Origin of the sequence: Streptomyces sp. NPDC048604 (genome assembly GCF_043199435.1) — a bacterium.
Lineage (GTDB): Bacteria > Actinomycetota > Actinomycetes > Streptomycetales > Streptomycetaceae > Streptomyces.
Genome location: NZ_JBICVX010000001.1, coordinates 722,155 through 743,668 on the forward strand (window position 1 = coordinate 722,155; position 21,514 = coordinate 743,668).

Sequence of the window (21,514 nt, forward strand, 5' to 3'; positions counted from 1 at the left end):
TGTCCGGATTCGTCGACGGGCGTGTAACAGCGGTTAGTCGAGGTTCGTCCGGCGGAAGACCCCCGGCATGAACCACAACACCCCCATCTCCCCCCGCCCGCTCCCCTGTTCCGGCGACGACCGGGTCCGGGAGGCCCTCCACCACGCGCGCCGCCGCGGGTCCGTGCCCGAGCAGGGCCCCGAGGCGATGATCACCGGGCTCGCCGCGCTCGCCCTGTACGGCTTCTCGTCCGCTCCCCCGACCGCGATCGTCGACCGGATCGACATCCTGGTCCCGCGGGTGCGCCGGCTGCGCTCCACCGCGCAGGTGCGGGTGGTGCGCGCGGCGGAGCCGCCCGAGGCGGTGCAGCTCGCCGGGGTGCCGGTCGCCCCGGTCGCCCGGGCGCTCGCCGACGCGGTCGACCAGCTCGCCGACGCCGGGGCGGTGCGCCGGCTGCTCACCGAGGCGGTGCGCGGCGGGTACTGCGAACCGAGCGCGGTGGTACGGGAGTTGAGCCGCGCCCGGCTGCTGTCCCGGCCGCACGTGGTGGACGCGGTGGACTCGCTGCTCGCCGAGGGCCGGGCCGTCGCGGAGGAACGGCTGTACGAGATGGTGCGCGCCTTCGGACTGCCGGACCCGCTGTGGAACGTGGACCTGCGGCTGCCCGGCGGCCCGCACCTCGGCGGCCTCGACGCGTACTGGCCGGACCAGGCGGTCGCCGTCGAGCTGGACACCCGCTCGCCGCGGCTCGACGACGGCGACGCGCTGTGGACCGAGTACACGCGCAAGCGCGAGGTGCTCGAACGGCTCGGGATCACCGTCGTCCACCTCACCCCGCGCAAGCTGCGCGACTCCCTGGAGCAGCAGGCGACCGTGGTCCGTACGGCCCTGATGGCCGCGACGGACCGGGACCCGGCCGCCTACGTGGTCGTCCTGCCGCGCTGAGCGTCAGCGCTTCTTGGGGGCCGTGCCGCAGAACTCGGCCTCGACGACGCTCTGGGTGTCCCCCGTCCAGTCGGCGTTGAGGTTGGCGGCCAGCGAGTGCTCGCCGTCCCGGGTCACCTGGGCCTGGGAGCTGGAGCCGTGGATACCGCCGCCGTGCCCCCAGACCTCCTTGCCGCAGCTGAGCTTCTGCTGCATGAGCCCGAGCCCGTACCGCAGATCGGGCATCCCGGTGGCGACCGTGTCGGTCAGCTCCCTCATCTCCGTGGGCGGCAGCAGCCGGCCCTTGAGCAGGGCACGGTAGAAGGTCTGCAGGTCGTTGGAGTCGGAGATCATCTCGCCCGCCGCGCCGGCCATGCTCGGGTTGAGCTCGGTCACGTCGTACGTCGGGGCCCCGGTCTCGCCGCCGAGCGTGGAGTACGCGCCGGAGTTCGGCCTCGGCATCCGGGAGTCGGTGCCGGGGACTCTGGTGGCGCGCAGCTTCAGCGGCTTGACGATCCGGTTCTCGACCGCCTTGCCGTACGGGCGGCCGGTGACCTTCTCGATCACCATGCCGGCGAGGATGAAGTTGGTGTTGGAGTAGTTCCAGGACGTGCCGGGCGCGAAGTCCGGCTCGTGGGTCATGGCGACCGCGACGAGCTGCCGCGGGGTCCAGGTGTCGTAGCGGTGCTCCAGGAACTCCGGCCCGAAGACGCGCTTCTGGAGGTCCGGGTCCTCGGTGTAGCCGTAGATGCCGCTGGTGTGGTTGAGGAGCTGGCGGACGGTGATCTTGCGGCCGTCGTGGCCGTTGCCGCGGACGACGCCGGGCAGGTGCTTCTCCACCGCGTCGTCGAGGTCGAGCCGGCCCTCGGTCTGGAGCTGGAGCAGGACGGTGGCGGTGAAGGTCTTGGTGATGGAGCCGACCCGGTAGCGGTCGTGGCCGCGGCGCTCGCCGGCCGTGCCGGTCCACCTGCTCCTGCCGTCGCGGGCCTGGGCGACCGCGCCGGGAACGCCGGCGGCCACGGCCGCGTCCAGCGCCTGCTGGGTGGCCGCGTGGCCCGGCTTCGCGCGTGAGGGCTTCGCCGGTGCGGCGACGGCGGCCGACGCGGGCACGAGGACGGTGGCGGTCAGGGCGGCGGCGACCGTCGCCGCCGCGATCGCGGTGCGGACCGGGCGGACCGTGCGTACGGACATGTGCGGGACTCCCCTGCTCGTCGACTGGTGTCGTGGGGCAGGACCCCGCCGGTCCGTACGGCGTTGATCCGCACCGCGGGGTTGAGCGGCTTTCAGCCGTTGCGCGGGAGCCTGCCGAGCGCGGGCCGCTCGCGCCACAGCGCGAGGCCCGTGTCGACGAGTTCCCCCCGGTCGAGCCCGGCGACCTCGTCGAGCGGGAACCAGGCGGCGAGGTCGGTGGAGCCGCCGATCTCGTTGCGCAGGACGCCGCCGGTGAGCCGGCACTCGTAGACGATGCGCACCCCGTGCCAGTCGGCGTCCGCGCCGAACCGGCGCGACCAGCGGCGGCGGACGGTGTCGACGCCGAGGAGCCGGGTGGGCTCCACGAGTTGGCCGGTTTCCTCCTCCACCTCCCGCACCACGGTGTCGAGCGGGTCCTCGCCGTGATCCATGCCGCCGCCGGGCAGCGTCCATTGCTTCACCCCGTCCCGGGCGACCCACCGGGCCAGCAGTATCTGCTCGTCGCGGACACACACGGCGTAGGCCGCCACCCTCAACTCCTCGACCATGGTGTGAGGTTAGTGGCCGTGGCTCACCAGTAGAGCGGGTAGCGGCGGCCGGTGAGGCGGCCGCCGAGGAGTCCGGCGGCCACGAGGACCGCGCAGGCCAGGGCGAGCAGGCCGGCGAAGGTCCAGAACGGCGGGTCCTGCAGCGCGACGATCACCGCGGTGGCGGCGGCCGGGGAGTGCGGGGTGCGGGCGAGCATCATCGCGCCGAGCGCCAGACCTCCGGCGACCGCGGCGCTCCACAGGCCCGGCCCGGCGACGGCGAGCACGGAGAAGCCGGTGAGCGCGGAGAGCAGCTGGCCGCCCACGACCGAGCGGGGCTGGGACAGAGGCAGGTCGGGCGCGCCCGCGACGAGCGCCATGCTCGCGGCGAGCGGCGGTATCAGCAGCGGGTGGTGGACCGCGGTGCCGAGGGCGACCAGGGTCAGCAGCGCGAGGGTGCTGAGCGCGGTGGCGGTGAGGACGACGCGGAGCCGGGGGCGCGGGGGGCCTGCGGCGGCGGCGCGGGCGAGGCGGGCGGCGAGGCCGACGGGAGCCGGGGCTGGGCTCGGGGCCGGGGCCTCGGTGGGGGGCGCCTCCGCCGTGTGCGTCACTCCGGCCATCGGTCTCCTTCGTCCAGGGGAGGGTTGGCCGGCGAGTAGTCGGGCGCCGACCAGCGCAGCGGACTCGCCGCCTCCGTTTCCACAGTTTGTTGAATTCTAAGGTGGGTGGTCCGGCCCTCCGGACCGAAGGCGGTCCGGGCGGCCCCGGACACCTGGAGGGTGTCGCCGGTGCTCCAGTCCAGGAAGAGCAGGCCGGCGCGGCCGTCGGCCTCCAGATTGCCGAGGGTCAGGAACATCGAGTTCCCCGGATAGTCGAACCAGCTCAGCTCGGTCGGCGAGTGCACCCGGACGAAGCCGGGGTTGCCGCCGCGATGACTGGCGTCCACGCCGTCCGGCGCGGCGCTGGCGACGAAGAACGTGTCCGCGGCGCGGACGAACCGCTCCTGGCCGGGCGTGAGCGCCCGGCCGCGCCGGACCGCGCCCGGGCGGGCGCCGGGCTCGGCGCCGTACAGCTCGCGCTTCTGGAGGTACTTCGGGCAGTTGGCGAAGACCTGCTCGGCGTCGACGGCCAGGCCGCGAGGGCTGGGCAGGGCGGTGCCGTTGAGCCGCATCCGGCGGCGGGTGCGGGGGTCGAGAGCGATCGTGCCGGCGGGCGCGCCGGCCTCGAAGGCCCCGGCGAGCGGGTCGCGGTCCGGGACGCCGCCGGCGATCGAGATCCGGGCCGGGCCGGTGGCCCGGACGAATCCCGGCGCACCGGTGAGCAGCGAACTCCAGACCCGGCCGTCGGCGTCCGCCGCGCCGAGGACCAGGAAGGGCTGGAGCTCCAGGAAGGCGGCGGCGACGGGTTTGATGCCGGGGGCGATGGAGCGGCCTACGTGATCGGCGAGATCGCGGACCCCGACCCGCTCCTGGATGGCCAGGGAGCCGGAGTGGTACGCGCGGACGGTGTCCATGGGAGGTCCCTCCAGGTGCGGGTCGGGGTCGGGGTGGGACGGGGCGCGAACGCCGCGCGGCCCGTGGCCTAGAAGAAGCCGCAGGTCGGGGTGGCGTTGTTCGGGGCTGCCGCTTCCTCCGCGCCGGTGGGGGCGTAGATCTCCAGGCGGGTGCCGTCGGGGTCGTGGAAGAAGATGCCGCCGTCGGCCGCGCCCTCGCGGTGGGCGACGACGCCCTCGTAGGCGAAGGTGACGTCCCGCTCCTTCAGGGCGGTCTCCGCCGACCGGACCCGGTCCATCGACTCGGCCTCGAAGGCCAGGTGGTGCAGGCCCGCGCGGGCCTTGTCGTACGCGCCCTCCGCCTGCTGCCACAGCGTGACGACGAGCGCGCCGTCCTGCCCCAGGAAGGCGAAGCGCCGCCCCTCCTCCTTGCCTTCGGCGAGCACCTCGAAGCCGAGGACGTCCCGGTAGAAGCCGAGCGAGCGCTCCAGGTCGGTGACGTTGATCCCGATGTGCCCCGTGCGCAGCGTGCCGATCGCAGACATGGCTGTCCCCTCGGACGTGGCCAGCCCCCTCCGGGCTAACCTCTCAATTCGACTTTAGAGGTTAGGCGAGGGTCGTGCAACCGGTCACGTATTCTTGAGGGGTTAGCAACGAGGCCGACGGAGCCCAGGGAGTCCGCCATGACCGTCCCCGACCCCCGACCGCTCACCGGCGAGCCCGTCTCCCTGGACCTGCTCAACACCCGGTGGATGCACGAGGGCGAGCGGCAGGACCTGCTCACCGACCCGGCCGGCCTGGCGGTCTGGCTCGCGGCCAACGGGCTCGACGACCGCTTCACCGCCGACGGCACGACGCTCCGGCACGCCCTCGCCGCCCGCGACGCGCTCCTGGGCCTGGTCGACCGGCCCGGCGACCCGGCCGCCGTCGAGCGCCTGGACGCGATCCTCGGCCACGGCCGGATCCGCGCCACGCTCACCGCCGACGGGCCCGGCGAGCGGGCCGAGTTCCGCGACCCCGCCTGGGGGCCGGCCTGGACCGCCGCGCGGAACTACCTGGACCTGCTGCGCACCGCGCCCGACCGGATCCGCGGCTGCGCGCACGAGGCGTGCATCCTGCACTTCTTCGACACCTCACGGAACGGCACCCGGCGCTGGTGCTCGATGGCAATCTGCGGGAACCGGGCCAAGGCCTCGCGCCACTACGCCCGTACAAAGGAAAACTAACCATTCCGCGAATCACCCCTGTTGGGGGTGGTTCGTCCCCGGTGGCGTATGTCCCCCCTTGGCGGATGTACGCCACTGGCACATCCCGCCCCTCGACAACTCTCCACAAACCCTGGTCGTTTACGAAAGGCTGAGCGGTCATCCGGTACCGAAATCCGGACCCTCTTCTTTCATCACCCAGGGATGTAAATGACCACCCCCGAAACCCAGAGCTCCATACCCGGGCGCTCGACCCCCGGGCACAGACGCGCCGTCCGCATCGCCGCGGCCGCCGGCCTGGTGACCGCGCTGATCGCGGCCGGTGCCGCTCCGGTCCTGGCCGCCGACGACCCGGCGACCACTCCCCCGGTCAAGTCCTCCGATGCCGCCGACAAGCTCGGCGCCACCGACGCGCAGCGCCTCGACGAGGCCGAGGCCACCGGCCAGAAGAACGTCACCATCCTGGTGGCGACCGCCCCGGGCGCGACCGAGCAGGTCGCCGGCCAGCTCGACGCCGTCCCCGGCGGCTCCGTCGGCAAGCGGGACGACAAGCTCGGCTACGTCAGGGCCACCCTGCCGACCGCCAAGGCGGACTCCGCCATCAAGGCGGCCACCAAGCTCTCCTCCGTCCAGGCCGTCGACCTCCAGGCGGAGATCGTCCTGGACGACCCCACCCCGGACGCGGGCGCCAAGGGCTCCGCCTCGGGCGCCACCGTCGCGACGACGTACCCGGCCCCGGGCAAGAGCACGCCGGCGAAGAACCCGTACAACCCGTCGCACGAGACCGGCGCGGTCGAGTTCGTCCAGGACCACCCCAAGGCCGACGGCCGCGGCGTGACCATCGGCATCCTCGACTCCGGCGTCGACCTCGGCCACCCGGCGCTGCAGACGACCACCACCGGCGAGCGCAAGATCGTCGACTGGGTCACCGCCACCGACCCGCTGACCGAGGGCGACGCCACCTGGCGCGCGCAGGTCACCCCGGTCACCGGCCCGGAGTTCACCGCCGGCACGCAGAGCTGGAAGGCCCCCGAGGGCGCGTACCAGTGGAGCCGCTTCAGCGAGTCGATCACCGCGGGCGGCGACCCGGCCGGTGACATCAACCGCGACGGCGACACCACCGACGTCTTCGGCATGCTGTACGACCCGGCCGCCGGCACCGTCCGCGTGGACGACGACCAGAACAACGACTTCACGGACAACGCGCCGATGAAGCCGTACAAGGACGGTCACCAGATCGGGTACTTCGGCACGGACAACGCCGACACCCCGGTCGCCGAGCGCACCCCGTTCGTCGTGGAGATCCGCAAGGACGTCCCGATGGACCCGCTGGGCGGCACCTGGGTCGGCCAGAAGCGCGACTTCGTCAACATCGGCATCGTCGAGTCCTCGCACGGCACCCACGTGGCGGGCATCACCGCCGCCAAGGGCCTGTTCGGCGGCAGGATGAACGGCGCGGCCCCGGGCGCGAAGCTCGTCTCCTCGCGCGCCTGCACCTGGACCGGCGGCTGCACCAACACCGCCCTCATGGAGGGCATGACGGACCTCGTCGTCAACCGCGGCGTCGACATCGTCAACATGTCGATCGGCGGCCTGCCCGCGCAGAACGACGGCGACAACGTCCGCGCCCGCCTGTACACCCGGCTGATCGACGAGCACGGCGTCCAGCTGGTCATCTCGGCCGGCAACTCCGGCCCGGGCATCAACACCATCGGCGACCCCGGCCTGGCCGACAAGGTCCTCTCGGTCGGCGCGGCCATCTCCCAGTCGACCTGGGCGGCCAACTACGGCTCCGCCGTGGCCAAGCCGTACGCCATGTTCCCGTTCTCCTCGCGCGGTCCGCGTGAGGACGGCGGCTTCACCCCGACCATCACCGGTCCGGGCTCGGCCGTGAACACCATCCCGACCTGGCTGGCCGGCTCCGGCGTGCCGGAGGCGGGCTACCAGCTGCCCGCCGGCTACGGGATGCTCAACGGCACCTCGATGTCCTCCCCGCAGGTCGCGGGCGCGAGCGCGCTGCTGCTCTCCGCCGCGAAGCAGGAGGGCGTCGAGCTCTCCCCGCTGACCCTGCGCACCGCGCTCACCTCGACCGCGAAGCGGATCGCGGGTGTCGCCGCGCACGAGCAGGGCTCCGGTCTGATCGACATCAACGAGGCCTGGGAGTCGATCGAGGACGGCGCGACCGCCCACGACTACAAGGTCGAGGCCCCGGTCGACACCGTCATCTTCCCGGCCCCGCACACCGGCACCGGCGTGTACGACCGCGAGGGCGGCCTGAAGGTCGGACAGAAGAAGACGTACGACGTCACCATCACCCGGACCTCCGGCCCGGCGTACGGCGTGCGGCACGACCTGAACTGGAAGTACAACGACGGCACCTTCAAGGCGGCCACGGCGTACGACTACATCACGCTGCCGCTGAACAAGCCGGTCACCGTCAAGGTCCAGGCGAAGCCCGCCACCGCGGGCGTGCACAGCGCCATCCTGGAGCTGGACGACGAGCGCACCGAGGGCGTCGACAAGCAGATCCTGTCGACCGTCGTGGTCGCCAAGGACCTGGTCGCGCCGGGCTTCACCAGCTCCTCCACCGGCACGGTGCAGCGCAACAGCCACAAGTCCTTCTTCGTGAAGGTCCCGGCGGGCGCGAAGACCCTCGAGGTCGCCCTCGGCGGTCTGAAGGAGAAGAGCCAGACCCGGTTCATCGCGATCCACCCGTACGGCGTGGCCATCGAGTCGACCGCGTCCACCGCGTGCTACCCGCACTACAACCCGGCCAACACCTGCCGTCCGGACCTGCGTTCGTACGCGAACCCGACGCCGGGCGTCTGGGAGATCGAGGTCGAGTCGCGCCGCACCTCGCCCGACCTGGACAACCCGTTCAAGCTGGACGTGTCGGTCCTGGGCGCGGACTTCGACCCGGCCGTGCAGACCGTCGCCGAGGCGAAGGTCGGCACGCCGGCCGCGGTCGAGTGGACCGTGACGAACAAGTTCGCCGGCCTGGAGGGCACCCTGCGGGGCGGCTCGCTCGGCTCGGCCAAGGTCGAGACCCCGACCATCAAGCACCACGAGCAGCAGACGAAGACCGTCACCATCGGTGAGGGTGTCGAGCGGCTCGACGTGGCCATCGGCAACACCTCCGACAAGGCCGCCGACCTCGACCTGACCGTGCTGCTGAACGGCAAGCAGGTCGGCCAGTCGGCGGACGGCGACTCGGAGGAGTCGGTCTCGCTGGTGAAGCCCGCCGCGGGCACCTACACCATCGTGATCGACGGCTACTCGGTGCAGGCCGAGGGCGGCACGACCTACGACTACCGGGACGTGTACTACTCCGCGTCGCTCGGCAAGGTCCAGGTCGACACGGCGAAGACCTACCCGCTCGCCAACGGCGCGAGCGCGAAGGTCGGCGCCGAGGTGGTCGTCGCCGGTGCCGCGCCCGAGGGCCGGCAGTTCTTCGGCGAGGTCCAGCTGCTGAACGCGCGCGGCACCGTCGCGGGCGCCGGCAGCGTGGTGATCGGCACCGTCACGCCGTAACACCGCGATCATGACAGGGGCGGGCGCCGGAACCGGCGTCCGCCCCTTTCTCGTCTTTCCCGTCCCGATCCTCGGACAATGGATTGGACAAGCCGCCCCGGGTGATACGCATCATGGAACCGCAGCACCCTGCACAAACGTACGGAGGAGTCCCCGTGAAGGTCGGAATCGTCGGAGCCACCGGTCAGGTCGGCACGGTCATGCGCAAGATCCTCGCCGAGCGGAAGTTCCCGATCGACGAGCTGCGGCTCTTCGCCTCCGCCCGCTCCGCCGGCACGGTCCTGGACGGGATCACGGTCGAGGACGCCGCCACCGCCGACTACACCGGCCTGGACATCGTGCTGTTCTCCGCCGGCGGCGCGACCTCCAAGGCGCTCGCCGAGAAGGTCGCCTCCCAGGGCGCGGTCGTGATCGACAACTCCTCCGCCTGGCGCCGCGACCCCGAGGTCCCGCTGGTCGTGTCCGAGGTCAACCCGCACGCGGTCAAGGACCGCCCGAAGGGCATCATCGCCAACCCGAACTGCACCACGATGGCCGCGATGCCGGTGCTCAAGCCGCTCCACCAGGAGGCCGGGCTGACCGCGCTGGTCGCCACCACGTACCAGGCCGTGTCCGGCTCCGGCCTGGCCGGCGTCGCCGAGCTGGACGGCCAGGTCAAGGCCGTCGCCGAGCGCGCCCCCGAGCTGACCCACGACGGCGAGGCCGTGGCCTTCCCGGAGCCCGGCGTCTACCGCCGCCCGATCGCGTTCAACGTGCTCCCGCTGGCCGGCAACCTGGTGGACGACGGCTCGCACGAGACCGACGAGGAGCAGAAGCTCCGCAACGAGTCCCGCAAGATCCTGGAGATCCCCGAGCTCAAGGTCTCCGGCACCTGCGTGCGCGTCCCGGTCTACTCCGGCCACTCGCTCCAGGTCAACGCCCGCTTCGAGCGCCCGATCAGCGTGGAGCGCGCGTACGAGCTGCTGAAGGACGCCGACGGCGTCGAGCTCTCCGAGATCCCGACCCCGCTCCAGGCGGCCGGCAAGGACGCCTCGTACGTGGGCCGTGTCCGCGCCGACGAGACCGTCGACAACGGTCTCGCGCTCTTCGTCTCCAGCGACAACCTCCGCAAGGGCGCGGCCCTGAACGCGGTCCAGATCGCGGAGCTGGTGGCGCGGGAGCTGCGCGGCTGACGCCGAGCGGATCCGGTACGGGGGGATTCGGTACGGGCGGATTCGGTACGGGCGGATTCTGCACCGGCGGAATTCGGACAACGCGTTCGAAGACGGGCCGCCGGGTGCCATGATCCGGTCATGACCCAGATACCGAAGGGCGCCAACATCGCGGTGCCCACGCAGGCGCTCCAGGTGGCGGTGGCGTGGCTCTGCGGAGCCGGGGTGCCGGACGTGGACGTGTCGGCGCTGCTCCTGGACGCGAGCGGGCGGGTGCGCGGGGACGCAGACCTGGTGTTCTACAACCACGGGACCCATCCGTCGGGCGCCGTGCGGCATCTGGGCAAGTCCGCCCCCGGCGGTCCCGGCTCCGTGGTGGCGGACTGGCTGTGGCTCGATCTCGACCGGATGGAACCGGGCGTGGAGCGGGTCGTGGTCGCCGCCTCCGCGGACGGCGGGCCGTTCGGCCAGGTGCCCGGACTCGACGTACGGGTGACCGATCCGGCCGAACAGACGGTGGCGTACTTCGTGATCGGGGACGCGGCGTCGGAGACCGCGTTCGTCTTCGGCGAGTTCTACCGGCGGACCGGCGGCTGGAAGTTCCGGGCCGTGGGCCAGGGGTACGCCTCCGGGCTCGCCGGGCTCGCGACGGACTTCGGCATCGAGGTGGAGGCCCCGCCCGCGCCGATCCCCGGCCCGGGGTACGTCCCCCCGCCGGCCCCCGCCCCGTACCAGCCGCCGGCCCCGGCCGCCTCGTACCCGCCGCCGGCCGGCCCCTCGCCGTACCAGCCGCCGGCCCCGGCCGCGGCGTACCCGGCTCCCGCCCCGTACCACGCCCCCGCCGCGTACCCCGCTCCCGTCGACCCCTACTCCGTCTCCTTCCGGCCCTTCGTGCGCCAGGGCCGCGGCAAAGAGACCGTGCAGTGCGATCCGGGGATCCCGCCGGGCTGGGCGCTGCTCGAGATCGAGGCGTACCACTCCATCTCGACGACCATCGAGTCCTGCGACGCCTACGGCCGTGCCGAGGACTTCCTGCTGATGGCGTACGAGGACGACGTGCACGCCCGCACCGTCGCCCTGGCGCCCCGGGACCGTCCGCTGACCCTGCGCGTGGAAGCCGACACGCCCTGGACGCTGCGGGTCCTGCCGCTGACCCACGCCCGCCGGTTCGACGGGCACATCGAGGGCCATGCCCACGATCTGGTGATCTACGAGGGCCCGGCCGGCGTCCTGGACTTCTTCCACGGCGGCGAGTCCAACTTCACCGTCCACCTGCACACCCCGCCCGCGTACCCGGAGTACGACGAGGAGGACCAGGAGCTGCTGGTCAACGAGATCGGGGAGATCCGGGTGAGTGCCCCCGTCCCCGGCCCCGGACTGCTGCGGATCAGCGGCGACGGCCCCTGGAAATGCGCCGTGCGCAGGTGACGCGCCCCGTGGAAGGATGGGCCAAACGTCACGAAATTGAGGAGTTGACCGGGTGCCTGGCACGAACCTGACCCGTGAAGAGGCGCAGCAGCGGGCGAAGCTGCTGTCCGTGGACGCGTACGAGGTCGAACTGGACCTCACCGGTGCGCAGGAGGGCGGCACCTACAGGTCCGTCACCACCGTCCGCTTCGATTCCGCCGAGGCCGGCGCCGAGACCTTCATCGATCTCGTCGCCCCCGCCGTGCACGAGGCCGTGCTGAACGGGCACGCCCTCGACGTCGCCGCCGTCTTCCGGGACTCCCGGATCGCACTGCCGCACCTGAAGCAGGGCCGCAACGAGCTGAAGGTCGTCGCGGACTGCGCGTACACCAACACGGGCGAGGGCCTGCACCGCTTCGTCGACCCGGTCGACGGCCAGGCGTACCTGTACACGCAGTTCGAGGTGCCGGACGCCCGCCGCGTCTTCGCCTCGTTCGAGCAGCCGGACCTGAAGGCGACCTTCACGTTCACCGTGAAGGCCCCGGACGGCTGGACGGTCATCTCCAACAGCCCGACGCCGGAGCCGAAGGACGGGGTCTGGGAGTTCGCGCCGACGCCGCGGATGTCCACGTACATCACCGCGCTGATCGTCGGCCCGTACCACGCGGTGCACTCGACGTACGAGGGCAAGGACGGCCAGGTCGTCCCGCTCGGCATCTACTGCCGCCCCTCGCTGGCCGAGTTCCTCGACGCGGAGCACATCTTCGACGTGACCCGTCAGGGCTTCGACTGGTTCCAGGAGAAGTTCGACTACGACTACCCGTTCGCCAAGTACGACCAGCTGTTCGTGCCGGAGTTCAACGCGGGCGCGATGGAGAACGCGGGCGCGGTGACCATCCGCGACCAGTACGTGTTCCGCTCGAAGGTGACGGACGCGGCGTACGAGCGCCGCGCCGAGACCATCCTGCACGAGCTGGCCCACATGTGGTTCGGCGACCTGGTCACCATGGAATGGTGGAACGACCTGTGGCTGAACGAGTCGTTCGCCACCTTCACCTCGGTCGCCTGCCAGGCCTCCGTCGCGGGCACCCGCTGGCCCAACGCCTGGACCACCTTCGCCAACGCGGAGAAGACCTGGGCGTACCGGCAGGACCAGCTGCCGTCCACCCACCCGATCATGGCCGAGATCAATGACCTGGAGGACGTGCTCGTCAACTTCGACGGCATCACGTACGCCAAGGGTGCCTCGGTCCTGAAGCAGCTGGTGGCGTACGTCGGCCAGGACGAGTTCTTCAAGGGCGTCCAGGCGTACTTCAAGCGGCACGCCTTCGGCAACACGCGTCTGTCCGACCTGCTCGGCGCGCTGGAGGAGACCTCCGGCCGTGACCTGAAGGCCTGGTCGAAGGCGTGGCTGGAGACGGCCGGCATCAACATCCTGCGCCCGGAGATCGAGACCGACGAGAACGGCACGATCACCGCGTTCGCCGTGAAGCAGGAGGCACCGGCGCTGCCGGTCGGCGCGAAGGGCGAGGCGGTGCTGCGTCCGCACCGGATCGCGATCGGCCTGTACGACCTGAAGGACGGCAAGCTGGTCCGTTCCGAGCGCCTGGAGCTGGACATCGCGGCGGCCGAACTGACCGAGGTGCCGCAGCTGGTGGGCCGCAGCCGCCCGGCCGTGGTGCTGCTCAACGACGACGACCTGTCGTACGCGAAGGTCCGCCTCGACGAGGTGTCGCTGAAGAACGTCACCGCGCACCTCGGCGACTTCACCGAGTCGCTGCCGCGCGCGCTGTGCTGGGCCTCGGCCTGGGACATGACCCGCGACGGCGAACTGGCCACCCGCGACTACCTGGAGCTGGTGCTCTCCGGCATCGCCAAGGAGTCCGACATCGGCGTGGTGCAGTCGCTGCAGCGCCAGGTGAAGCTGGCGATCGAGCTGTACGCCGACCCGGCCTGGCGGCCGGCCGGTCTGACCCGCTGGACCGAGGCGTCCCTGGAGCAGCTGAAGGCGGCGGCCCCGGGCGGCGACCACCAGCTGGCGTGGGCGCGGGCGTTCGCCGAGACGGCGCGCACGGACGCGGAGCTGGACCTGCTGGCCGGTCTGCTGGACGGCGGCGAGACCATCGAGGGCCTGGTCGTGGACACCGAGCTGCGCTGGGCGTTCGTGCAGCGTCTCGCGGCGGCCGGCCGGTTCGAGGAGCCGGAGATCGCGGCCGAGCTGGAGCGCGACCGCACGGCGGCCGGCGAGCGGCATGCGGCGACCGCGCGGGCCGGGCGTCCTACGGAGGCGGCGAAGGCGGAGGCCTGGGCGTCGGTCGTCGAGGACGACAAGCTGGCCAACGCCGTGCAGGAGGCGGTGATCGGCGGCTTCGTGCAGACCGACCAGCGCGAGCTGCTCGCCCCGTACACGGAGAAGTACTTCGCGTCGATCAAGCACGTGGCGGAGACCCGCAGCCACGAGATGATCCAGCAGATCGTGGTCGGGCTCTACCCGTCGTTGCAGGTCTCGCAGGAGACACTGGACGCGACGGACGCGTGGATCGCGGCGAACGACCCGGCTCCGGCGCTGCGGCGTCTGGTGACGGAGTCGCGCGCGGGCGTCGAGCGGGCGCTGAAGGCGCAGGCGGCGGACCGGGCCGCGGCGCAGTAGCGGCGCCGTAGCACCGTAGGAACCGAACGACGAAGGGGCACCCTCCCCCACGGAGGTGCCCCTTCGTCTTTCGCGGGACCCGTCGTCGCGTCCCGTTGAGGCCCGCCCGGCGGCGCGGGCGTTCGTGCGCGCCGCGCCGCAGGGCGGGAGTCGGTGGACCGGCCCGTGTCGACCGGTCTTCGGGTCAGCCGTTCAGCTGCTGGAAGCGGGCGCGCAGTGCGGTCGCGCCCTCGTCCGTGAGCGTGCCGTGCAGCCGCATCCGGGCGACGCCGCCGTCGGGGAAGGCGTCGAGGCGGACGTGGGTGACGACGGCCTGCGCGGGGAGCTTGAAGCGGTGCAGGGTGTCGGGCTGCAGCCTGGTCCGCGGGATGATCTCGAACCACTCTGCGTTTTCATCGGCACCGCCGTTTCGGCCCTGAAGGGCGATCCAGCCGGCCGAGTTGCCCTTGAGGTACGCGGTGTCGATCTCCACGGCGCGGATGGCGCCCTGGGCGGCGAGCCGGAAGCGCACCCAGTCGTTGGTGCCGCGGACCCGGCGGCGGCGGTTCTCCCAGCCGTCGTCCATCTTGCGGGAGGTGCCGGGCAGGATGATCTGGGTCGGCGAGGAGTAGAACTTGTCCGAGGCGTCCTCGTACGCGCCGCCGTTGAGCACGGAGATCAGGTCGAGGGTGCCGAGCAGCTCCAGCCACTCGGGGTCGGGCACGACCTCGCCGTGCACCCGGAGGCGGGCGATGCCGCCGTCGGGGTGCTGGCAGAGCCGCAGGTGGGTGTAGCGGCGCTCGGCGGTGATCTCGAAGCCGTTGGCTGCATGGCCGCGCACGGGGGTCGGCGGGACCAGCTCCTCCCACTTCACCTCGTCGGAGAGCAGCTGCTCCGGGCTCGGGGAGCCCTCGACGGAGGCGGCCTGGATGCTGACCTTCTGCGGGTAGTTGCCGCGGAAGTGGGCGGTGTCGACGATGATGCCGCGGATCACGCCGGGGGCGCCGAGGCGGACGATCGCCCAGTCGTGGTCCTCGGGGGCGGGGAAGACGTTCTCGGCGTCGGCGCCGCGGCGGCGGCGGGTCTCCCAGCCGTCCATGATCTTGCCCTTGTGGCCGAAGTGCTCCGGGTCGAACACGGCCCGCTCGCGGACGAGGAGGTTCTCGCGCTCGGCGAAGAACTCGTCGTTGGCGGCGACGACGCCGGCGCCGAGCCGGCGGTCGGCCAGGTCCACCAGCTCGGTGAAGGGGAAGTCACCGGTGCGGTAGTCGGCGTACGGGTCGCCGCCGGAGTACGGGGCGGCGTCGTTGGCGTGCGGGTCCTGGTGGTCGGCGGTCCCTGCGTTCTCTGCGGTCTCGGCGTCGAAGGTCATGTCACGACTGTGCCGCGCCCCGACCCTCGCGGTCCATCGAATGTTTTCGACGGTCCTTTTCAGTTCTGCTGAACGGTCTCGCGGCGCACGGCGGCCTGCCGGAGCGCGCCGAGCACCCGGGCCAGAGCCGGCCCCTCCTCCGCGCCGCGCCGGACGGCGGCGACGACGTGGCGGCGCGGCTGGTCGGCGGCGAGCACCCGCATGACGACGCCGGCGCGGCGCTCCGCGGAGGCCATCCGGGGCACCAGGGCGACACCCATCCCGGCCTCGACCATGGCGAGGATCGCGGTCCAGCCGGCGGCGCTGTGCGCCTGTTCGGGCACGAAGCCGGCGGCCTCGCAGGCGGCGGTGGTGATCTCCGACCAGGGGCCGGAGCCGCCGAAGATCCAGGGCTCGGCGGACAGGTCGGCGAGCCGCAGTCCGGGCGCGTCGGCGAGCGGGTGCCCGGCGGGCAGGGCGACGTCGAGCGGGTCGGCGAGCAGCGGGACGCGGCTGAACTTGGGGTCGCGCTCGGGCGGGGCGTGCGCGGCGAGCGACAGCGCCAGGTCGACGTCGCCGGCCCCGAGGAGCTCGTACGCCTCTCCCGCCTCGGCCTCCCGCACGCGTACGCCGAGCCCGGGGTGGTCGGCCCGCAGCTGCTGCACGGCGGGGACGACGAGGGCGGGCACGGCGGTGGAGAAGGCGGCGACCCGGACCTCGCCGGCCTCGCCGCGCAGATAGCCGGCGAGTTCGGCGTCGGCCCGCTCCAGCTGGGCGAACACGGACTCGGCGTGCCGCAGCACCAGATGGGCGGCGTCGGTGAGCCGGACGCGTCGCCCCTGGGCCTCCAGGAGCGGCACGCGGAGCTGTTTGGCGAGGTTGGTGAGCTGCTGGGAGACGGCCGAGGGGGTCATGCGCAGGGCCTCCGCGGTGGCGGTGACGGTGCCGCGGTCGCGCAGCGTGCGCAGGATCTGGAGCTTCTTGATGTCCCACTCGGTCATGGTCCGCAACCTACCGGGCGCGGCGGCGCGCCCCGGCGCGGTCACCGGCCGCGGGCCGAGGCCAGTGCGACGCCGCCGAGGATCAGGGCCATGCAGGCCGCGCCGAGGACGCCGAGTTCCTCGCCGAGCAGCGCGTACGACAGGAGGGCGACGCAGACGGGCTGGAGGTAATAGACGACGCCCGCGCGGGCCGCGCCGATCAGCGCGATGGCCCTGTTCCAGGCGAAGAAGGCGACGGCGGAGGAGAGGACGCCGACGTAGAGGAGGGGGCCGACGGTGCCGGCGGCGACGGGGAAGCCGCCCTGGACGGCGAGGGAGACGGCGTACGCGGGCGCGAGCATCAGGGCGCCGAGGGCGAAGGTGGCGAAGAGGAAGGCGAGTCCGTCGATCCCGGCGGGCTTGCGCTTCAGCATCGCGCTGTACGCGGCGAACGACAGCGCCGCGCCGAACATCCACAGGTCGCCCGGGGCGAGGTCGACCGCGAGGGAGCCGTCGCCGACGAGCAGGAGCACGCCGGCGACGGCGAGCGCGAGGCCGAGGACGCGGCGGGCGCCGAGGCGTTCGCCGCCGAGGCGGGCGTGGACCGCCATGAGCACCGGGGACGCGGCCATGATCATGCCCATGTTGGAGGCGGAGGTGGTGAGGCCGGCCTGGTGGACCAGGGTGTTGTAGAGGGCGACGCCGAACAGCGAGGCGAGGGCGACGAAGCCGAGGTGCCGGCGGATCAGCCCGCGCTGCCGCCAGAAGGGGCGGGCCGCGAAGGGGGCGACGGCGGCGAGGGCGACGATCCACCGCCAGAAGACGGCCTGGACGGGCGGGACCGAGTCGGCCATGTCGCGGGTGGCGACGAAGCTGCCGGACCAGACGACGGTGGCGAGCAGGGCGAGGAGCAGTCCGAGGCCGGCGCCCCGGAAGGGCGCCGGCCTCGGCGGGAGGGTGGTCGGACGGCGTGCGGCGGTCAGGCTCATGCGGCCTACCGTCGCACCGCCGCAACCTTCAGGTCCATCGAAACTTCCTGAGGCTTCTTTTCAGTCTGACTGAACGATCCAGCCTCAGTCGCGGCCCGCTGCCGCCGCTTCCGCGGTCCCATCTGGCCGACCAGGGTGGCGCCGAAGGCGATCGCCATGCCGGCCAGCTGCACCGGACCGAGCGCCTGGCCGAGGGCGGCCCAGCCGATGACGGCGGCGCTGATCGGCGAGAGCGGACCGAGGAGGGTGACGGAGGAGGCGCTCAGCCGCTCGATGCCGCGGAACCAGAGGAAGTAGGAGACCGCGGTGTTGCCGAAGGCGAGGTAGGCGTACCCGGCCAGCGAGGTGCCGTCGAGCGCGGGCGGGGCGCCCTCGACCAGGAAGGCGATAGGCAGGATGACCAGGCCGCCCGCGGTGAGCTGCCAGCCGGTCAGGGCCAGCGCGCCGACCCCCTCGGGACGGCCCCAGCGCTTGGTGAGCACGGTGCCGGCGGACATCGACAGGGCGGACAGCAGTCCGGCGCCCACGCCGACCGCGTCCAGGGCCGCGCCCGCCTTGAGGACCACCAGACTGACGCCGAAGGCCGCCGCGACGGCGGCGAGCAGGGACTTCACCGTGGGCCGGTCGCCGAGGAAGAGGGCGGCGAGGCCGACGACGAAGAGCGGGCCGACCGAGCCGACGACCGCGGCCACCCCGCCGGGCAGCCGGTACGCGGCGAGGAACAGCAGCGGGAAGAAGGCGCCGATGTTCAGCGAGCCGAGCACCGCGGCCTTGCCCCACCAGGCCCCGGTGGGCAGCTTCCGGGTGAGGGCGAGCAGCATCAGCCCGGCGGGCAGGGCCCGCATCAGACCGGTGAACAGCGGCCGGTCGGGCGGCAGGAACTCGGTGGTGACGTAGTAGGTGGAGCCCCAGGAGACCGGGGCGAGGGCGGTCAGGGCGACGACTGCGGCCTTGCGGGACATGACGGATCCCCCCTGCGGAACTACGGAAGTGGCTTGGCAGTAATTAACTTAGCACTAAGCTACTTTTTCGCAAGCAGCTTTCTTGTCAGTGATTCGCCGGGGAAGGAACACTGGGCCCATGAACGAGAAGAACCCCGAGCGCAGCCCCGGACCGGGCCCCGCCCACGACGCCGTCGACGCCATCGCCGACCAGTGGGCGGCTGTACGCCCCGATCTGGAGACGCTCCCGATGGCGGTCTTCGGGCGGATCTACCGGCTCTCGCTCGCCATGCGCGGCCGCGTCGACCAGGCGTACGCGCCCTACGGGATGGGGCTCGGGGAGTTCGACGTGCTCGCCACGCTGCGCCGCTCCGGAGCGCCGTACACGCTCTCGCCGCGGGAGCTCTCGGCCACGCTCATGATCACCACGGGCGGGATGACCGGCCGGCTCGACCGCCTGGAGAAGGCCGGGCTGCTCAGCCGCAGTCCCGACCCGAACGACCGGCGCGCGCTGCGGGTGACGCTCAGCGAACGCGGCCGGGAGCTGGTGGACCAGGCCGTGGGGGCCGGTCTCGAACGGCAGCGGGAAGCCCTGGAGTCGGCACTCACCGAGGGGGAGGCGGAGCAGCTGGCCGGGCTGCTGCGCAAGCTGCTCGCGACGACGGCGTGAACGCACGCACGGCGTGAACGACCGCGTGAACGCACGCGAGGGCGCCGTACGGTCCGTCATGGACCGTACGGCGCCCTCGGAGGACTCAGCGGGCCGTCAGGCCTTCTTGGACTTGTCGAGCACCATCACGAGACCGCAGATCACCAGGAACAGCACGATCGGCGCGGCCACGAACAGGCCGAGGGTCTCCGCGACACTCATCTTGGGAGCCGGGTCGTCGCCGTCGTCGCTCGCGTTGGCGAGCGCGGGGGACGACATGAGCAGCATCATCAGCGTCGTACCGGCCGTCACGGCGCCGGCGCGCAGGGCGTTCTTCTTGTCCACGGTGCAAAAGTAGCGAACGCCCGGACGGGGCGCGCGCCCGGGGGTGCCGTACGGGCAACGCGCCCTGCTCGGGGCCGCCGCTACCCCTCCCGGTCCCCGCCCCCGGCCCCCTCCCGGAAGAGCGCGAACAGCCGGTGCAGCCGCGGCGAGGCGGCCAGCTCCTCCAGCGTCAGCGGGCGGCCCGACGGGTCCGCCACCGGCAGCCGCCAGTTCGGGTACTGGTCCCAGGTGCCCGGCAGGTTCTGCGGCCGCCGGTCCCCCACCGCGTCCGGCAGCCACACCCCGACCATCCGGGCCGGGGTGCGCAGCAGGAACCGGTGCACCGCCCGCACCTCCGCCTCCTCCTCGCCGACGCCCTCCGGCAGCAGCCCGAGCCCGTCCAGGCGCCCCAGCCACTCGGCGACCTCCGCGCGGTCGGCGGCCCGCGCCCGCTCCAGGTCCCCGGTGAGCAGCCCGAGCCGGTGCCGCAGCAGCACGTGCTGGCCCGTCAGCCGGGCGGCGGTGGACGGCAGGTCGTGGGTGGTGGCGGTGGCCACGCAGCCGGCGCGCCAGCGTTCCGGGGCCAGTGGGCGGCCGTCGCCGTCCCAGTCCCGCTCGAACCAGAGCACGGAGGTGCCGAGCACCCCGCGCCGCTCCAGGGCCTCGCGCACCCCCGGCTCGACCGTGCCGAGGTCCTCGCCGACGACCACCGCGCCCGCCCGGTGCGCCTCCAGGACGAGGACGGCGAGCATCGCCTCGGCGTCGTACCGGACGTACGCGCCCTCCGTGGGCTCCCCGCCCTCCGGCACCCACCAGAGCCGGAACAGGCCCATCACGTGGTCGATCCGCAGCGCCCCGGCATGGCGCAGCATGTCCCGCAGCAGCCCGCGGTACGGGGCGTGGCCGGAGGCCGCCAGGGCGTCCGGCCGCCACGGCGGCAGGCCCCAGTCCTGGCCGCGGGCGTTGAACGCGTCCGGCGGCGCGCCCACCGACATGCCGGCCGCGAACACGTCCTGCTGCGCCCATGCGTCCGCGCCGTCCGGGTGCACGCCGACCGCGAGGTCGTGCACCAGGCCCACCGCCATCCCGGCCTCCCGCGCGGCCCGGGAGGCGGCGGCGAGCTGCCGGTCCGTCAGCCAGGCCAGCCGGCAGTGGAAGTCGACCAGGGCGGGCAGCTCGTCGTCGTCCCGGACCGCCGCCGCTGCGGCGGCCGGGTCGCGCAGCTCCGCGGGCCAGTCGCGCCAGTGGTGGCCGTGGCGTTCGGCGAGCGCGCAGTACGTGGCGTGGTCCTCCAGGGCGCGGCCGTGCTCGGCGAGGAAGTCGCAGTAGTCGGCGCGCCTGCCCGGCCCGAGCGGCACGGTCGCCACCAGTTCCAGGGCCCGCCGCTTCGCCGCCCACACCGCGTCCCGGTCGATCAACGCCCCCTTGTTCAGGACCCGTTCGCGCAGCTCGGCGGCCTCGTGGAGGACCGCGTCGAGCTCGGCGCGGTACTCGGACCCGACGTACCCGAACTCGGGGATCTCCTCGATCCGCAGATGGACCGGATCGGGGAAGCGGCGCGAGGACGGCCGGTACGGGGAGGGGTCGACGGGCGCTCCGGGGACCGCCGCGTGCAGCGGGTTGACCTGGACGAAGCCCGCCCCGTGGGTACGGCCCGCCCAGGCGGCGAGTTCCCGCAGGTCCCCGAGGTCGCCCATGCCCCAGGAGCGCGTGGAGAGCACCGAGTAGAGCTGGACGAGCAGCCCGTGGACCCGCTCCGGGGGCTGCGGCAGCCGCTCGGGCGCGACGACCAGGGCGGCGCGGGAGCGGCGGCCGTCGGGGGCGTGCGCCTCGATCCGGTGCACGCCCAGGGGAAGGCCCGCCCCGGCGTCCCACTCCGGGGCGTCCCCTTCCAGGGCGGCCCACTTCACGGCGTCCCACTCCAGGGCGTCACCGCCCTCGGTGGTGACCAGCAGCCGGGTGTCCGGCGGGAGTTCGGCGAGGGCCGGGGGCGGCGGACCGCCCCGCCAGAGCACCACCGTGGCGGGGAGCAGCCGCTCCCGGGCGTCCCGTTCGGCCCGGGCGAGGGCCTCGGCGACGGCCTGCGGCGTCGAGGCGTCGACGCCGAGGGCGCGCAGGACGGCCACCACGGTGGCGTCCGGGACGTGGACCGTGACGCCCGCGGAGGGCGCGTACGCGGTGGCGACACCGTGGAGTTCGGCGAGGCGGGCCAGGGTCACTTCGGCACTCCCGGGGGCTCGGGT

The 21,514-nt window shown here is 73.0% G+C and carries 18 protein-coding genes; 7 read left to right on the plus strand and 11 right to left on the minus strand.

Going from position 1 to position 21,514, the window contains the following annotated elements; translation table 11 throughout:
• Positions 1 to 67: 67 nt before the first annotated feature.
• Positions 68 to 925, plus strand: coding sequence for a hypothetical protein (locus ACGFMM_RS03445; protein ID WP_393642657.1), 858 nt, complete (start codon positions 68 to 70; stop codon positions 923 to 925).
• Positions 926 to 928: 3 nt separating this feature from the next.
• Here the strand turns inward: ACGFMM_RS03445 and ACGFMM_RS03450 are convergent, their stop codons facing one another.
• The 5 genes from ACGFMM_RS03450 to ACGFMM_RS03470 form a co-directional block, all read right to left on the minus strand.
• A complete protein-coding gene (locus tag ACGFMM_RS03450) occupies positions 929 to 2,095 on the minus strand; it encodes a serine hydrolase domain-containing protein (protein WP_393642659.1) in 1,167 nt (388 codons plus the stop codon).
• Positions 2,096 to 2,187: 92 nt separating this feature from the next.
• Positions 2,188 to 2,643 (minus strand): NUDIX hydrolase, encoded by a 456-nt coding sequence (locus tag ACGFMM_RS03455; protein WP_393642661.1) that lies wholly within the window; start codon positions 2,641 to 2,643, stop codon positions 2,188 to 2,190.
• A 23-nt stretch (positions 2,644 to 2,666) separates the two neighbouring features.
• Positions 2,667 to 3,242 carry an HPP family protein gene (locus tag ACGFMM_RS03460; RefSeq protein WP_393642663.1) on the minus strand — a complete coding sequence of 192 codons (576 nt, stop codon included), beginning with the start codon at positions 3,240 to 3,242 and terminating at the stop codon, positions 2,667 to 2,669.
• Positions 3,230 to 4,135, minus strand: coding sequence for a pyridoxamine 5'-phosphate oxidase family protein (locus ACGFMM_RS03465; RefSeq protein WP_393642665.1), 906 nt, complete (start codon positions 4,133 to 4,135; stop codon positions 3,230 to 3,232). The genes ACGFMM_RS03460 and ACGFMM_RS03465 overlap by 13 nt, the downstream gene beginning before the upstream one ends.
• Positions 4,136 to 4,203: 68 nt before the next feature.
• The gene (locus ACGFMM_RS03470) at positions 4,204 to 4,659 is read right to left on the minus strand and encodes a VOC family protein (protein WP_393642667.1); all 456 of its coding nucleotides are present in this window, start codon (positions 4,657 to 4,659) and stop codon (positions 4,204 to 4,206) included.
• 138 nt (positions 4,660 to 4,797) lie between these two features.
• Between ACGFMM_RS03470 and ACGFMM_RS03475 the strand changes: the two genes are divergently transcribed.
• From ACGFMM_RS03475 to pepN, 5 genes are all read left to right on the plus strand, one after another.
• On the plus strand, positions 4,798 to 5,340 hold the full coding sequence (locus tag ACGFMM_RS03475; RefSeq protein ID WP_393642668.1) for a CGNR zinc finger domain-containing protein: 543 nt from the start codon (positions 4,798 to 4,800) through the stop codon (positions 5,338 to 5,340).
• Positions 5,341 to 5,529: 189 nt separating this feature from the next.
• Positions 5,530 to 8,850 (plus strand): S8 family serine peptidase, encoded by a 3,321-nt coding sequence (locus ACGFMM_RS03480; RefSeq protein ID WP_393642670.1) that lies wholly within the window; start codon positions 5,530 to 5,532, stop codon positions 8,848 to 8,850.
• Positions 8,851 to 9,005: 155 nt separating this feature from the next.
• Positions 9,006 to 10,022, plus strand: coding sequence for an aspartate-semialdehyde dehydrogenase (locus tag ACGFMM_RS03485; RefSeq protein WP_393642672.1), 1,017 nt, complete (start codon positions 9,006 to 9,008; stop codon positions 10,020 to 10,022).
• A gap of 120 nt (positions 10,023 to 10,142) precedes the next feature.
• A complete protein-coding gene (locus ACGFMM_RS03490) occupies positions 10,143 to 11,429 on the plus strand; it encodes a TerD family protein (protein ID WP_393642673.1) in 1,287 nt (428 codons plus the stop codon).
• Positions 11,430 to 11,481: 52 nt separating this feature from the next.
• Positions 11,482 to 14,058, plus strand: a complete 2,577-nt coding sequence (gene pepN / locus ACGFMM_RS03495; RefSeq protein ID WP_393642675.1) for an aminopeptidase N — start codon at positions 11,482 to 11,484, stop codon at positions 14,056 to 14,058.
• Positions 14,059 to 14,242: 184 nt separating this feature from the next.
• Here pepN and alc read toward each other — a convergent pair whose 3' ends face one another.
• From alc to ACGFMM_RS03515, 4 genes are read right to left on the minus strand one after another with little or no spacing between them, the layout of a single operon-like run.
• Positions 14,243 to 15,409 carry an allantoicase gene (alc, locus tag ACGFMM_RS03500; protein WP_393642676.1) on the minus strand — a complete coding sequence of 389 codons (1,167 nt, stop codon included), beginning with the start codon at positions 15,407 to 15,409 and terminating at the stop codon, positions 14,243 to 14,245.
• A 59-nt stretch (positions 15,410 to 15,468) separates the two neighbouring features.
• Entirely contained in the window at positions 15,469 to 16,389 is a 921-nt protein-coding gene (locus tag ACGFMM_RS03505) for a LysR family transcriptional regulator (protein WP_393642677.1), read from the minus strand.
• Between the two features lie 41 nt (positions 16,390 to 16,430).
• Positions 16,431 to 17,357, minus strand: a complete 927-nt coding sequence (locus ACGFMM_RS03510) for a DMT family transporter (protein WP_393642679.1) — start codon at positions 17,355 to 17,357, stop codon at positions 16,431 to 16,433.
• Between the two features lie 5 nt (positions 17,358 to 17,362).
• Positions 17,363 to 18,319: an EamA family transporter gene (locus tag ACGFMM_RS03515; protein WP_393642681.1), complete on the minus strand. Its 957-nt coding sequence runs from the start codon at positions 18,317 to 18,319 to the stop codon at positions 17,363 to 17,365.
• A 118-nt stretch (positions 18,320 to 18,437) separates the two neighbouring features.
• On the opposite strand from ACGFMM_RS03515, the gene ACGFMM_RS03520 reads away from it, so the two are divergent.
• A complete protein-coding gene (locus ACGFMM_RS03520) occupies positions 18,438 to 18,968 on the plus strand; it encodes a MarR family winged helix-turn-helix transcriptional regulator (RefSeq protein ID WP_393642683.1) in 531 nt (176 codons plus the stop codon).
• A gap of 96 nt (positions 18,969 to 19,064) precedes the next feature.
• On the opposite strand, the gene ACGFMM_RS03525 is transcribed toward ACGFMM_RS03520, so the two are convergent.
• Positions 19,065 to 19,292 carry a hypothetical protein gene (locus ACGFMM_RS03525; RefSeq protein WP_393642685.1) on the minus strand — a complete coding sequence of 76 codons (228 nt, stop codon included), beginning with the start codon at positions 19,290 to 19,292 and terminating at the stop codon, positions 19,065 to 19,067.
• A gap of 80 nt (positions 19,293 to 19,372) precedes the next feature.
• Positions 19,373 to 21,490, minus strand: coding sequence for a 4-alpha-glucanotransferase (malQ, locus tag ACGFMM_RS03530; protein ID WP_393642687.1), 2,118 nt, complete (start codon positions 21,488 to 21,490; stop codon positions 19,373 to 19,375).
• Between the last annotated feature and the right edge of the window lie 24 nt (positions 21,491 to 21,514).

Bases quoted from the DNA above. Each gene is read 5' to 3' on its own strand.
- ACGFMM_RS03490 (WP_393642673.1), top strand. From the start codon at position 10,143: ATGACCCAGATACCGAAGGGCGCCAACATCGCGGTGCCCACGCAGGCG.
- ACGFMM_RS03470 (WP_393642667.1), bottom strand. From the start codon at position 4,659: ATGTCTGCGATCGGCACGCTGCGCACGGGGCACATCGGGATCAACGTC.
- ACGFMM_RS03465 (WP_393642665.1), bottom strand. From the start codon at position 4,135: ATGGACACCGTCCGCGCGTACCACTCCGGCTCCCTGGCCATCCAGGAG.
- ACGFMM_RS03505 (WP_393642677.1), bottom strand. From the start codon at position 16,389: ATGACCGAGTGGGACATCAAGAAGCTCCAGATCCTGCGCACGCTGCGC.
- ACGFMM_RS03480 (WP_393642670.1), top strand. From the start codon at position 5,530: ATGACCACCCCCGAAACCCAGAGCTCCATACCCGGGCGCTCGACCCCC.
- ACGFMM_RS03460 (WP_393642663.1), bottom strand. From the start codon at position 3,242: ATGGCCGGAGTGACGCACACGGCGGAGGCGCCCCCCACCGAGGCCCCG.
- ACGFMM_RS03450 (WP_393642659.1), bottom strand. From the start codon at position 2,095: ATGTCCGTACGCACGGTCCGCCCGGTCCGCACCGCGATCGCGGCGGCG.
- ACGFMM_RS03520 (WP_393642683.1), top strand. From the start codon at position 18,438: ATGAACGAGAAGAACCCCGAGCGCAGCCCCGGACCGGGCCCCGCCCAC.
- ACGFMM_RS03445 (WP_393642657.1), top strand. From the start codon at position 68: ATGAACCACAACACCCCCATCTCCCCCCGCCCGCTCCCCTGTTCCGGC.
- alc (WP_393642676.1), bottom strand. From the start codon at position 15,409: ATGACCTTCGACGCCGAGACCGCAGAGAACGCAGGGACCGCCGACCAC.
- ACGFMM_RS03475 (WP_393642668.1), top strand. From the start codon at position 4,798: ATGACCGTCCCCGACCCCCGACCGCTCACCGGCGAGCCCGTCTCCCTG.
- ACGFMM_RS03515 (WP_393642681.1), bottom strand. From the start codon at position 18,319: ATGTCCCGCAAGGCCGCAGTCGTCGCCCTGACCGCCCTCGCCCCGGTC.
- ACGFMM_RS03455 (WP_393642661.1), bottom strand. From the start codon at position 2,643: ATGGTCGAGGAGTTGAGGGTGGCGGCCTACGCCGTGTGTGTCCGCGAC.
- ACGFMM_RS03510 (WP_393642679.1), bottom strand. From the start codon at position 17,357: ATGAGCCTGACCGCCGCACGCCGTCCGACCACCCTCCCGCCGAGGCCG.